Below are 12636 nucleotides of genomic sequence, written 5' to 3'. Positions count from 1 at the left end.
CATCTCCGCCAGAACCCGCCAGCACCCAGCAGGGCCGGTCAGGGCGGGGCGGGGGGCGGTGCGCGCTGGCCGCGGCGCCGCCGCATCGACTCGCTGACCCCGGTGAGGACGACCGGCAGGATCACGCTCAGCCAGAAGTCCTTCCACCCCCACATCCCGGCCGCGACGCCGAACGCGCTGCACAGGCACACCAGGACCAGCAGGCCCGCCGCCCAGTGCCGCCGCGCGAGCGCCGCCGGGTCGACGAGCCGGCGGTGCGGCAGCAGGTCCGCCAGGGGACGTTCGCGGGCGTGGCCGCGCTGCACGATCGCCGCGTCCGGCAGCCAGTGCAGGACGTCGGCGCTCCCCGCGAGCGGGAGCCTGGCGAGCGCGATCAGCGCCTCCAGCCGCCACCACAGCGTCCACAGGGACGTGCGCCCGCTGCCCGGGTAGCCGTTCCAGCGCGGGTCGGCGACCTCGCCGCGGGCCAGCGTCCGGAACGCGTGGGCGACGGCCGGGCCGTTCGGGCCGCGTGGGTCCCGCAGCAGCGCGGCGAGCGCGATCGGGAGCCCGTAGTGCCAGAGCGCCAGCCGCCACACCGGCTTCGACCCGGCGCCCTGGGGCGAGACGTCGTAGGTCTCGATCCAGGCGTGCTCGTCGTCGGGGTCGAGGCTGGCCAGCAGCCAGTCGTAGGCGTCGAGCAGCCGCTCGGACCGCAGGTCGGGACGCGCCTCCGCCAGCGTCACCAGCGCGAACGCGGTGTGGGTGACGGTCGGCCTGGACGCCTGCGTCGGCCCCCAGCCTGGACGGTTCGCCGTGCGGTCCGCCGTCAGCCACTCCACGCCCCGGTCGACGGCCGGGTCGTACGGGTTGAGCTGGCTGAGCGCGCGGAGCGCCAGGCACGTCAGCCACACCCGGGACCGGCAGCCGTGCAGCGATCCCCAGCCGCCGTCGGGGTTCTGGTTGTGCAGGAGCCAGCGGTAGGCGCGCCTCAGGTCGGGGGCGTCGTCGCGCAGGTCGCAGCGGGCGCGGGCCAGGAACCGCGCGATCCAGCCGGTCGCCTCCACCACCGGCATGCCGAGGCTGGTCTTGGTGGCCCAGCCGCCGTCGCGCAGCGCGTCGTCGGAGCTCGTCTGCCGGGCGGCGAGGAACGCCAGGCCCTCGTCGAAGTACTCGAACGGGTGGCCCGCCTCCACGAACGCCAGCAGCCCGAGCGCGGTCGCGGTCGTACCGGGCTCGGGCCTCGTCAGCTCGTGGTACCAGCCGCCGCCGGTGCCGAGCGCGGGCGCGTAGGTGTCGCGCAGGACGTCCAGCGACTCGTTCAGCCGGGCGTCGAGCACCGCCATGTCGATGACGGCGGCGTCCTCGCCCGCCCGGGACGCGCCGCGCGCCGACCGGGACCGCGCTCGGGGTATGGCGGGGGGACGGTCGGCGCGAGGCGCCGGTGCGGGGAGCGGAGGTGTCTGATTCACAGAGGTTTCTGGTTCACGGAGGTTTCTGGTTCACGGTTCTGCCTTCTGCTCCATTTGTGCCCGCAAAGTCGAGCCCCGTACCCCTTGCGCTCCATGTCGGTATCCACGGCCGTACACAACCGTGGCGACGAGGATCGCCCGCGCGGGCGCCGGGCACGCTGGAAGTCGAGCGATTCCCCGCGACGACCCGTGGAGCTGGAGGAGGCTTGGTCGAGCCGACGGCGTGGAGCGAGCCCGGTCCCGAATGCGTCCTGTGCCCGCCCCTGCGATTCCGCTTCAACGGGATGGCCGACCTGCCGGGGGAGTCGGGCGTCATCGCCCGCGACGCCGACTTCCTCCTGATACCGGACGTCGCGCCGCTCGCCGAAGGGCACGTCCTGCTGGTCACCCGCGAACACCACCAATGCGCCGCCGCGTTCTGCCCGGCGCTGTGGGAACGCGCGCTGCGCTGGCGGGACCGCGTCGCCCGCCTCTACCTCCGGGCCTACGGCACCCGCGAACTGCTGCTGTTCGAGCACGGACCGGCGAGCTCCCAAGGCGGAGGCGCGTGCATCGACCACGCCCACTGGCACTTCCTCCCAGGGACACCCGGCGTCCGGACGGTCGTGGAGGAACGAGGCCTCACCGGCACGCCCGCCGACCACGCCGCACTGCGGGCATACCTTCGCACCGGCCGCTCCTACCTCCTCATCGAGGAGGACGGCATCGCGACCGTCCATCCTGGTGACGGCGTCCGGAGCCAGTTCCTGCGCTGGGCCGTCACGGCCGCCGGACAGGACGAGACCTGGCGCTGGCAGGAGACGTTCGGGCTCCCGTCCAGCAGACGCCGTTTCTTCCGCACCCTTCAGGCGCTGCGCGGAGCGACCACCGCGCTACCGGACGCGGACGCCCCTCCCGAAAGCCACCAGTAGAGCTCCGACGCGGCCAGCCGGTCGCCGAACCCGGCGCGCTCCACACCGTCCGCGTAGCCCGTCGGGTACTCCATCAGCAGCCCGTCCCGCTGGTACGCGAGCGTGTGCTCCAGCGACGTGTCGCCGAAGCGCAGCAGCCACAGCGGACGTCCGGGCACGGCCCGGTCCAGCACGGGGAGCAGTTCCCGCACCTCGCCCCCCGTCGCCGGGGACGGCTGCCCGAGCAGCCGCGCCAGCGTGGGCGCTTCGGAGATCACGAGATCGGCCAGCGCCGTCATCGGCAGGACGTCGTCCGCGGGGAGCCGCGCGTCGACGTCGTGCGGGACGAGGTCGAACGCCACCCGCGTCCCCGCGTCGCGGGCGATGCGCGCCGCCGTGTGCAGCGCCGCCCGCGACACCGGGGACAGCAGCGAGTACCCGTCGGTGACCAGCACGTCCGCGCCCTCGATCCCGGCCGCCGCCGCGCGGACCTCCGGCGCGGCGAGGCGCCGCCCCGGCGGCTCGTCCTGGACGACCAGCAGCCGCACGCCCGCCGCCCCAGGCCGCCCCACTCCCCGCCGATCGCCGCCCGGACGGTCGCGCAGCATCACCGAGACGCCGTTCGGCGTGCCCGGCTCGACGCGCAGGTGGTCGTCCGCCCCGATCCGCCGCAGCTCCCGGCGGATCACCGGCGTGAAGTCGTCGTCGCCGACCTTGCCCAGCACGCCCACCCGGCGGAAGTAGCGCGTCGCGCACCGGGCCAGGTTGACCGCCGTCCCGGCGACCATCGCCCGCGCCGGCGCGTAGGCGAGCCGGTCGGCGTCCAGCTCCGCGAACCGGACGTCCGGCAGCGTCGCGCGGACCTCGATCCCCACGTCCCCGATGACGAACACGTCGAAGCGGCGCTCGTCCACGCCGTCGAGGCCGGGCCACTCCGCCGGCGATCGGGACGAGACCATGGCTCCGGCGTCACCCGGGCGCGAGCAGGAACGCCCGCATCACCGGACGCAGGCTCGGGATCAGGTCGTACGCGCGCACCTCGGGAAGCGGCACCCAGGCGCAGCCGTCCAGATGGTCGCCGGTCTCCTGGTTCTCCAGGGTGGCGTCCAGCGTCACCGGCCTGCACCGCCGCGCCGCCGCCACCACGCGTATCTGCCCGCCCCGCGCCTGACCGCCGCCGAGCGGTGAACGGTCGGGCATGAACCACTGCCACAGGTGGAACGGCGGCCCCGGGTCGATCTTGAGGCCGACCTCCTCCCACACCTCCCGGCGGATGTGGTCGTCCAGGTCCAGGTCGTCCTCGACCTCCAGCCGCCCGCCGGGAACCTCCCAGCGGCCCGGGTGGAACGGGTCGGACGCCGACTTGCGGACGAGCAGCAGCCGCCCCCCGGAGACGATGAACGCCTTCTGGGCGAACGCCAGGCTGATCGGTGACAAAGCGGTGAGGGGGCCGGCTTCGCCGGCCTCGACCGAGGGCATCGCGGGATCAACCTCCCTTGGTGCCGGCCCCACCGGGCGTCGAGCGGAGCTCGTCCGTTGAATGGCGGTGGGTGGGGGCTGGAGGACGGGCCGTCCTCGCTTCACCGTAACAAGCCGCCGCCGACATGCCGAGGGCCCCGCCGCGTCAGAACGCCCTCACCCTCCCCGGGAATGGGCGGGAGGCCGCCGCCGTTGACGAAGGTGGCGTACCTCACGCGGGTCCCACGAGGGCGGCCGGGGGGCATGACGCACAACACCCCCGCAGGTGGTAGTCTTTGTGGCCGACCGGCCCTGCGCGCGCGACTGCCATTGGAGCGTGCGCCGGGCGCACAAGCGGAGGCCACCTCCCACCTGACCGGCTGACGAAGCCGCGGTTCCTGTTCGCCGCCCAGAGGGCGGTTTGCCGGAGCCCGCGGTGTTCACCTGGGGAACGACCCCAGACCCGAAGCCGGTGGGTCCGCGGTCCGGCGAGCGGGCGTTCGGTGCCCGTCCCGCCGTCGTCCCTGGACGGCATGGCCGTCCAGGGAGACCGAAGGTGGCCCCGTACGTGAGTCGTGCGGGGCTTTTCTCGTGGGAGCCTCGGGGTACGACCGGTCCAACCAACGTGAGAACGGCCCCAAGGAGGTCCCATCAGCGCCGAACCGCGTATCAACGACCGCATTCGCGTGCCCGAGGTCCGTCTCGTCGGCCCGAACGGCGAACAGGTGGGCATAGTGCCCATCGCCAAGGCCCTTGAAATCGCGCGTGAGTCGGACCTCGACCTGGTCGAGGTGGCGCCCACCGCGCGCCCGCCCGTCGCGAGGCTCATGGACTACGGCAAGTTCAAGTACGAGTCTGCGATGAAGGCACGGGAAGCGCGGAAGAACCAGGCGCACACGGTCATCAAGGAGATCAAGCTCCGCCCGAAGATCGACCCGCACGACTACGAGACCAAGAAGGGTCACGTGGTGCGGTTCCTGAAGGCCGGGGACAAGGTGAAGGTCACGATCATGTTCCGCGGTCGTGAGCAGTCCCGCCCCGAGCTCGGCTACCGGCTGCTGCAGCGGCTCGCCGACGACGTCGAGGAGCTCGGCTTCGTCGAGTCGCGGCCCAAGCAGGACGGCCGGAACATGATCATGGTGATCGGTCCGCACAAGAAGAAGACGGCCCGCGGGCAGGAGACCGAGGCGGGCACCGCCTGACGGCCGCCCGGGACCGGCCACGCGGCCGACGGGGAGCCGGATCCGGCTCCACGACCTCGCGGCGGTTCCATCTCCGCGGCCTCGCGCAGAGCGGGGTCGCGGCGCACGTACATTGAAGCCTGACCTGGCGCGTCCACGGACACCGGGAGCGAACGCACCCCGTGCGATGCGCCGATCAGGTGCGCCCCCGTGCCGTCCGCACGGGGGCAGGGACAGAGGGAGACGACGGCGACCATGCCGAAGACCAAGACACACAGCGGTGCCAAGAAGCGCTTCAAGGTGACCGGCACCGGCAAGGTGATGCGCCGCCGCGCCAACCGCAACCATCTGCTCGAGCACAAGCCGTCCAAGCGGACCCGGCGGCTCAGCGGCCCGGCCGTGGTGGCCGACGCCGACGCGAAGAACGTCAAGAAGCTGCTGCGCAAGTAGCACTCGAACATCAGCGACAGGAACATCAGCGACCGGCCGAGGCCCGGACGGCCCCGGCCCCCACGAAGGAGCACAGCACGTGGCACGCGTGAAGCGGGCGGTCAACGCCGCCAAGAAGCGTCGGGTCGTCCTGGAGCGGTCGAGCGGCTACCGCGGTCAGCGTTCGCGCCTGTACCGCAAGGCCAAGGAGCAGCAGCTCCACTCGATGACCTACGCGTTCCGGGACCGTAAGGACCGCAAGGGCCAGTTCCGCCGGCTGTGGATCCAGCGGATCAACGCCGCGGCCCGCGCCAACGGCATCACCTACAACCGGTTCATCCAGGGCCTGAAGGCCGCGGAGGTCGAGGTCGACCGGCGCATGCTCGCCGAGCTCGCCGTCAACGACGCGCCCGCGTTCGCCGCCCTGGTCAAGGTCGCCAAGGACGCGCTCCCGGCCGAGGGAAGCACGGAGGCCGCCTGATCCGGGTCTCCCGGACTCGGGCGGGCGGAGCGACATGGCGGGCCGCGAGCTGACCTCCCTGCGGTCACCGAGGGTGAAGGCCGCTCGCCGGCTCGCCAAGCGCGCCTTCCGCCGCCGCGAGAACCGGTTCCTCGCCGAGGGGCCGCAGGCGGTGCGGGAGGCGCTGGAGATCCCCGGCGGCCTCGCCGAGCTGTTCACCACGGCGGAGGCCGAGGCCCGCCACCCCGACCTGGTCCTCGCCGCCGAGCGCGCCGGCGCGCCGGTGCTGCGCGTCAGCGGCGAGATCATGGCCGAGCTCGCGCAGACCGTCACGCCGCAGGGGCTGCTGGCGGTCTGCGGGTTCGTCGACGTCCCGCTGGGCAAGGCGCTGGAGGCGGGGCCGCGGCTGGTGACCGTCCTCGCGCACGTCCGCGACCCCGGCAACGCGGGCACGGTCCTGCGCACCGCCGACGCCGCGGGCTCGGAGACCGTCGTGTTCACCGACGCGTCCGTCGACCCCTACAACGGCAAGTGCGTGCGCGCCTCGGCGGGCAGCCTGTTCCACCTGCCGGTCGTCGTCGGCCCGCGGTTCGACGAGCTCATCCCCGAACTGCGGGGCGCCGGGCTCACCGTCCTCGCGGCGGACGGCGCAGGCGACCGCACCCTCGACGACGCGATCGACGACGGGCTCCTCGCGCGCCCCACCGCCTGGGTGTTCGGCAACGAGGCCTGGGGCCTGCCGGACGAGATCCTCCGGCACGTGGACGAGGTCGTCCGGGTGCCGATCCACGGGCGCGCCGAGAGCCTGAACCTGGCGACGGCCGCGGCCGTATGCCTCTATGCATCGGCCCGCGCCCAGCGCGGGACGTGACGGACCGCACGTGCCGACGGTCGCGGCGGTTCAGTGCGATCCGTGATCGGATGGCCGCAATCGGTCGCCATAAGCGCCGCTTGCCGACCGGTGAGCTGCGAAGATGGGCTGCGCGCGGACGCGGGCCGGGGGGGCCGGCGACCGCGCCGGACTCGTCCGCAGGTAGGAGCCGCAAACGGGCCGGGCGATGGATCCGCCCAGGTCGTCCGGTGCATACCGTGTTGATCAGTGCGTTGACCAGGGGCGGCGACGATGCCGTGCAGAGTGGGGGCGAAGTGATGACCGAGGAGTTCAGGCCGGCCAGGAGGGCGGGCCGGCGCGGGCCGGAGGTGCGGTGCCGGACGGCGCCGGCCGCCGGCCCGGCACCCGCGGCCCCGCAGCTTCCCGCCATCGGGATCCAGGGCGCCGCCGCCGAGCTGGAGGTCGAGATCGCCAGGGTGCGCGGCGACACCGCCGTCCTCGTGGTGACCGGCGAGATCGACCTGCGCACCGCCGACACGCTCTGCTCGCGGCTCGTCGAGGCGCGCGGGGAGGGCCCGCGCCGGCTGGTGGTCGACTTCGCCGCCGTCCCGTTCTGCGACGCGGCCGGGCTCGGCGCGCTGGTCGCGGCGCACAACAGGATCGCGGTGTCCGGCGGTGAGATCTCGCTGGCCGGGGTCCGTCCCGCCCAGCTGCGGCTGCTGCGCATCACCGGTCTCGACCGGCTGTTCGCCGTCCACCCGGACGTCGCCGCGGCGCTCGCCGAGCACGACTCGTCGACCACATCCCGGTGAGGCCGCGGACGAGGTCCGCGGGCTCCGGCCGCAGGCCCCCTGGTGAGGGGGCGTTCCAGGCCCGCCGCGACACGGCCCGAGGGCTACACATGCCTTGCCGCGGGGCGCTTTGCGGGTCCCGCAAGGCGCCCGACTGCGGCTAGAGTCTCTTCTCGACAGGCCGCGTACTCTTCGGTGTTCTGGAGGCCGCTGTGGGCGGAGAGGAACCCCCTCGCGTGGCCGCACGCATGCCCGCGGAACGGCCCGCGGCGACTTCCGCGGACGCCGCCGTCCCGGGCCCCGGCGGAGTGTCGCCGGACGACCTGCCCGACGGGCTCGTCGTCGCCGGCCGCGACGCCCGCGTGACGGTGTTCAACGCCGCCGCCACGCGGATGACCGGGGTCGCCGCCGCGTCCGCCGTAGGCCGCGACTTCCGCGACGTCCTCCCGCTGCACGATGCCGAGGGCCGCGACTGGTGGAAGTGCCTGGCCCCCTACGACGGCCTGTCGACCCGCACCCGCCACCCCGAGCGCGTGCTGTTCCTGCCCGGCGGCGCCGAGGTGCTGGTGACGGCCGCGTACCGGCGGGACGGCGACGGCCGCGTGGAGCGGTTCACGGTGTGCCTGCGCGACGCCCTGCAGCGCGCCCGCCGCGAACGCGACCGCGCCGACCTCGTCTCCACCGTCGCCCACGAGCTGCGCTCCCCGCTGACCAGCGTCAAGGGGTTCACCGCGACGCTGCTGGCCAAGTGGCACCGCTTCAACGACGACCAGAAGCGCGTCATGCTGGAGACGGTCAACGCCGACGCCGACCGCGTCACGCGGCTGATCACCGAGCTGCTGGACGTGTCCCGCATCGAGGCCGGCCGGCTGGAGATGCACCGCCAGGTCGTCGACCTGCCCGACGAGGTCCGCAAGGTCATCGCGGGCCGGGTCGCGGCCGGCGAGCCGGAGGACCGGTTCAGGTTCGAGTCCCGGGGCGTGCTGCCCGAGATGTGGCTCGACCCCGACAAGATGGATCAGATCCTCGGTAACCTGGTCGAGAACGCGGTGCGCCACGGTGCGGGGACCGTCACCATCGTGGTTGAGCCGGACGCGCACAAGGAGGGAGCCGCCGTGTCGGTGCGCGACGAGGGCGAGGGCATACCGCCCGAGGCCGTCCCGCGCGTCTTCCGGCAGTTCTGGCGCGGTCCGGGCGGCAACCGCCGCGGCGGCACCGGCCTCGGGCTCTACATCGTCAAGGGGCTCGTCGAGGCGCACGGCGGCGTGATCACCGTGCGGCGGGCGCCCGGCGGCGGCGCCGAGTTCCGATTTACCGTGCCCGCAGGGGCCCCCGACTACGCCACCTGAGCCCGGCGCCGAACGCGCCGGGACGGCCGGTCACCAGGGCCCCTGGGCGGGCCAGCGCGTTTCGCGCACGCTTTCCGGATCTTCACCGCCCGCGCACTAGACTGCGGGCGTCCCACGCCGACCGGAGTCGATCACACAGCCATGTCTGCACCCAACAAGTCCTACGATCCCGTCGAGGTGTCCGCGTTGCAGCCGGAAGAGCTCGAACGGGCCCGCGACGAGGCCCTCGCCGCCATCGCCGCCGCGGCCGACCTCGACGACCTGAAGCAGGTCCGCCTGGCGCACGCGGGCGACCGCTCGCCACTGGCCCTCGCCAACCGCGAGATCGGCGCGCTGCCGCCCGCGGCCCGCGCCGACGCCGGCAAGCGCATCGGCGCAGCCCGCGGCGCCGTCGCCCAGGCCGTGAAGAAGCGCCAGGCCGAACTGGAGGAGGAACGCGACCAGCGCGTCCTCGTCGAGGAGACCGTCGACGTCACCCTGCCGTGGGACCGCGCACCGCGCGGCGCCCGGCACCCGCTGACCACCATGCAGGAGCGGATGGCGGACGTCTTCGTCTCGCTCGGCTTCGAGGTCTCCGAGGGCCCCGAGGTCGAGGCGGAGTGGTTCAACTTCGACGCGCTCAATTTCCTGCCCGACCATCCCGCCCGCACGATGCAGGACACCCTGTTCGTCGAGTCGGAGGAGTCGGGGCTGGTGATGCGCACGCACACGTCGCCGATGCAGATCCGGTCGCTGCTGTCGCGGGAGCTGCCGGTGTACGTGGTGGCGCCCGGGAAGACGTTCCGCACCGACGAGCTGGACGCCACCCACAGCCCCGTCTTCCACCAGCTGGAGGGCCTCGCCGTCGACGAGGGCCTGACGATGGCCGACCTGCGCGGCGGCATCGACGCCTACGTGACCGGCATGTTCGGCGAGGGGCTGAAGACGCGGTTCCGGCCGTCGTACTTCCCGTTCACCGAGCCGTCCGGCGAGGTCGACATGCAGTGCTTCGTGTGCCGCGGCGTGTCCGCGGAGCCGGGGGCTGCGCCGTGCCGCACCTGCGGCTCGGAGGGCTGGATCGAGCTCGGCGGCTGCGGCATGGTCAACCCGCGGGTGCTGGTGGCCTGCGGCGTCGACCCGGACCGCTACAGCGGCTGGGCGTTCGGGCTCGGCATCGAGCGGACGCTGATGTTCCGGCACGGCGTCGAGGACATGTACGACATGGTGGAGGGTGACGTCCGGTTCACCCTCCCGTTCGGGATGGAGATCTGATGCGGGCCCCGCTTTCCTGGCTGCGCGAGTACGTCGAGCTGCCCGCCGGCGTCACGGGACGCGCGCTCGCCGAGAAGCTGATCGCGGCGGGCCTGGAGGTCGAGACCGTCGATCAGGCCGGCGCCGACATCACCGGCCCGCTCGTCGTCGGCGAGGTGCTGGCGATCGAGGAGCTGACCGGGTTCAAGAAGCCGATCCGCTACTGCCGGGTGGACGTCGGCAAGGCCAACGGCACCGGCGAGCCGCAGAACATCATCTGCGGCGCGTCCAACTTCTCCGCCGGCGACCATGTGGCCGTCATCCTGCCGGGCGGCGTGCTGCCCGGCGGGTTCGAGATCGGCGCCCGCACGACCTACGGGCGGGTGTCGGAGGGCATGATCTGCTCGGTCGCCGAGCTCGGCATCGGGGACGACCACGACGGCATCCTCGTCCTGCCGGCGGGCACGCCCGTCGGCGCGGACGCGGTGGAGCTGCTCGGGTTGCGCGACGACGTCCTGGACATCGCCGTCAGCCCGGACCGCGGTTACGCCCTGTCGATCCGCGGCATCGCCCGCGAGGCCGCCGTCGCGTACGGGGTGCCGTTCACCGATCCGGCCCACGTGGAGCTTCCCCCGAAGAACGGGGAATCGTATCCGGCGAGCATCGCCGATCCGACGGCGTGCGACCGGTTCGTGCTGCGGGAGGTGCGCGGCTTCGACCCGGACGCGAAGACCCCGCTGTGGATGCGGGTCCGCCTGCACCGCGCGGGGATGCGGCCGGTGTCGCTGGCCGTGGACATCACCAACTACCTGATGCTGGAGCTCGGGCAGCCGCTGCACGCCTTCGACCGGGGCAAGCTCACCGGCCCGATCGTGGTGCGCCGCGCCGCGCCCGGCGAGAAGCTGGAGACGCTCGACCACGTCAAGCGGACCCTCGACCCCGAGGACATCCTCATCACCGACGAGTCGGGCCCGATCTCCATGGCGGGCACGATGGGCGGCCTCGCCACCGAGATCGACGACCGGTCGTCCGACATGGTGATCGAGGCCGCGCACTTCGCCGACATCGGCACCGCCCGGATGAGCCGCCGCCACCGGCTGCACAGCGAGGCGTCCTACCGGTTCGAGCGGGGCGTCGACCGCGAGCTGCCGCTGTACGCCTCGTACCGGGCGGTGCGGATGCTCGCCGAGCTGGGCGGCGCGGAGGTCATGCCCGGCGTCACGCACGCCGAGGCGCCGGTCGAGCCGGTCACGGTGACGATGCCCGCCGGGCACCCCGACAAGGTCGCGGGCATGGCCTACGGGCGGGACGCGGTCGTCCGGCGGCTGGAGCAGGTCGGCTGCACGGTGGACGGGGACGACGTGCTGACGGTGACGCCGCCGTCGTGGCGTCCCGACCTCACCGACCCGAACGACCTCGCCGAGGAGGTCGTCCGGCTGGAGGGGTACGAGGACATCCCGGCCAGGCCGCCGCGCCCGGCCAAGGGGAAGGGGCTGACCGTACGGCAGCGGCTGCGCCGCCGCGTCGGCCGCGCGCTGGCCGGCGCCGGGTACGTCGAGGTGCTGGCGTTCCCGTTCGTCGCCGAGAAGGACTGGGACGCCCTGAACCTGCCCGCCGACGACGCCCGCCGCCGGGCGCTGCGGCTCGCGAACCCGATGTCGGAGGAGGAGCCGCTGCTGCGGACCACGCTGCTGCCCGGCCTGCTCAAGGTGCTGGCGTTGAACGTGGGACGCGGCTTCGGCGACGCCGCCCTGTACGAGACGGGCGTGGTGTTCCGGCCGCGTCCGGACGCGCCTGAGCGGGCGCCGCGCCTGGCGGTCGACCGGGGCCCGACGGCCGACGAGCTGGCCTCCCTCCAGGCGGCGCTGCCCGATCAGCCGCAGCGGGTCGCGGTCGTGCTGTCCGGCGACCGGGAGCCGTCCGGCTGGTGGGGCGGGGGGCGTCCGGCGCTGTGGGCGGACGCGGTCGAGGCCGCCCGCACGGTGGCCCGCGAGGTCGGCGTCGAGCTGACCGTGCAGGCCGACCAGCACGCGCCGTGGCATCCGGGCCGCTGCGCCGCGCTGTACGCGGGCGACACGCTGGTCGGGCACGCGGGCGAGCTGCACCCGCGCGTCACGAAGGCGTACGGGATCCCGGCGCGGTCGTGCGCGATGGAGCTGGAGCTGCGCCGCCTCGGCGACCCGGTGCCGGTCCGCGCGCCGCACGTGTCGAGCTACCCGGTCGCCACGCAGGACGTCGCGCTGATCGTCGACGCCGCAGTGCCCGCCGCCGAGGTGGAGGACGCGCTGCGCGAGGGCGCGGGGGAGCTGCTGGAGGCCATCCGCCTGTTCGACGTCTACACCGGCGAGCAGGTCGGCGAGGGCCGCAAGTCGCTGGCGTACGCGCTGCGGTTCCGCGCCCCGGACCGGACGCTCACCGCGGAGGAGACGTCCCGGGCCAGGGCCGGCGCCGTCGCGTCCGCGTCCGAGCGGACCGGCGCCGTCCTGCGCGGCGCCTGACCGGCGGCCTCACCCGACCGGCGCCGGGGCTTGAGTGTCGAGTGCGCGTCCCGGGTTCGCCCGGGGC

At 73.8% G+C, this 12636-nt stretch carries 12 protein-coding genes; 9 read left to right on the top strand and 3 right to left on the bottom strand.

The features are described 5' to 3' along the window. Nucleotides 1-38: 38 nt before the first annotated feature. On the bottom strand, nucleotides 39-1451 hold the full coding sequence (locus ACH34T_RS41695) for a prenyltransferase/squalene oxidase repeat-containing protein (RefSeq protein WP_396026541.1): 1413 nt from the start codon (nucleotides 1449-1451) through the stop codon (nucleotides 39-41). Between the two features lie 206 nt (nucleotides 1452-1657). On the opposite strand from ACH34T_RS41695, the gene ACH34T_RS41690 reads away from it, so the two are divergent. Beyond that, nucleotides 1658-2362 (top strand): HIT family protein, encoded by a 705-nt coding sequence (locus ACH34T_RS41690; RefSeq protein WP_396026540.1) that lies wholly within the window; start codon nucleotides 1658-1660, stop codon nucleotides 2360-2362. Here the strand turns inward: ACH34T_RS41690 and ACH34T_RS41685 are convergent. Beyond that, a complete protein-coding gene (locus ACH34T_RS41685; protein WP_396026539.1) occupies nucleotides 2296-3300 on the bottom strand; it encodes a carbohydrate kinase family protein in 1005 nt (334 codons plus the stop codon). The genes ACH34T_RS41690 and ACH34T_RS41685 overlap by 67 nt on opposite strands. Before the next feature lie 10 nt (nucleotides 3301-3310). Beyond that, complete coding sequence (locus ACH34T_RS41680; protein ID WP_396026538.1) at nucleotides 3311-3820, bottom strand: NUDIX domain-containing protein; 510 nt, start codon at nucleotides 3818-3820, stop codon at nucleotides 3311-3313. 629 nt (nucleotides 3821-4449) lie between these two features. On the opposite strand from ACH34T_RS41680, the gene infC reads away from it, so the two are divergent. The 8 genes from infC to pheT all read left to right on the top strand — a co-directional run bounded on the left by infC (nucleotide 4450) and on the right by pheT (nucleotide 12569). Beyond that, entirely contained in the window at nucleotides 4450-5001 is a 552-nt protein-coding gene (infC, locus tag ACH34T_RS41675; RefSeq protein WP_205717825.1) for a translation initiation factor IF-3, read from the top strand. Between the two features lie 234 nt (nucleotides 5002-5235). Then, nucleotides 5236-5430, top strand: a complete 195-nt coding sequence (rpmI, locus tag ACH34T_RS41670; protein ID WP_396026537.1) for a 50S ribosomal protein L35 — start codon at nucleotides 5236-5238, stop codon at nucleotides 5428-5430. A gap of 79 nt (nucleotides 5431-5509) precedes the next feature. Next, entirely contained in the window at nucleotides 5510-5890 is a 381-nt protein-coding gene (rplT, locus tag ACH34T_RS41665; protein WP_083980979.1) for a 50S ribosomal protein L20, read from the top strand. Between the two features lie 34 nt (nucleotides 5891-5924). Continuing rightward, nucleotides 5925-6740 carry a TrmH family RNA methyltransferase gene (locus ACH34T_RS41660; RefSeq protein WP_396026536.1) on the top strand — a complete coding sequence of 272 codons (816 nt, stop codon included), beginning with the start codon at nucleotides 5925-5927 and terminating at the stop codon, nucleotides 6738-6740. 278 nt (nucleotides 6741-7018) lie between these two features. Then, complete coding sequence (locus tag ACH34T_RS41655) at nucleotides 7019-7513, top strand: STAS domain-containing protein (RefSeq protein ID WP_396026535.1); 495 nt, start codon at nucleotides 7019-7021, stop codon at nucleotides 7511-7513. A gap of 227 nt (nucleotides 7514-7740) precedes the next feature. After that, nucleotides 7741-8841 carry an ATP-binding protein gene (locus tag ACH34T_RS41650; protein ID WP_396026561.1) on the top strand — a complete coding sequence of 367 codons (1101 nt, stop codon included), beginning with the start codon at nucleotides 7741-7743 and terminating at the stop codon, nucleotides 8839-8841. Between the two features lie 141 nt (nucleotides 8842-8982). Beyond that, nucleotides 8983-10092: a phenylalanine--tRNA ligase subunit alpha gene (gene pheS, locus ACH34T_RS41645; RefSeq protein WP_396026534.1), complete on the top strand. Its 1110-nt coding sequence runs from the start codon at nucleotides 8983-8985 to the stop codon at nucleotides 10090-10092. After that, nucleotides 10092-12569 carry a phenylalanine--tRNA ligase subunit beta gene (gene pheT / locus ACH34T_RS41640; protein ID WP_396026533.1) on the top strand — a complete coding sequence of 826 codons (2478 nt, stop codon included), beginning with the start codon at nucleotides 10092-10094 and terminating at the stop codon, nucleotides 12567-12569. The genes pheS and pheT overlap by 1 nt, the downstream gene beginning before the upstream one ends. The last annotated feature ends 67 nt before the right edge of the window (nucleotides 12570-12636 follow it).

It is taken from the genome of Actinomadura sp. 9N215 (assembly GCF_044326345.1).
Classification (GTDB): domain Bacteria; phylum Actinomycetota; class Actinomycetes; order Streptosporangiales; family Streptosporangiaceae; genus Spirillospora.
The sequence above is the reverse complement of the archived record's forward strand: the minus strand, read 5'-3'. Positions and strand labels throughout refer to the sequence as shown.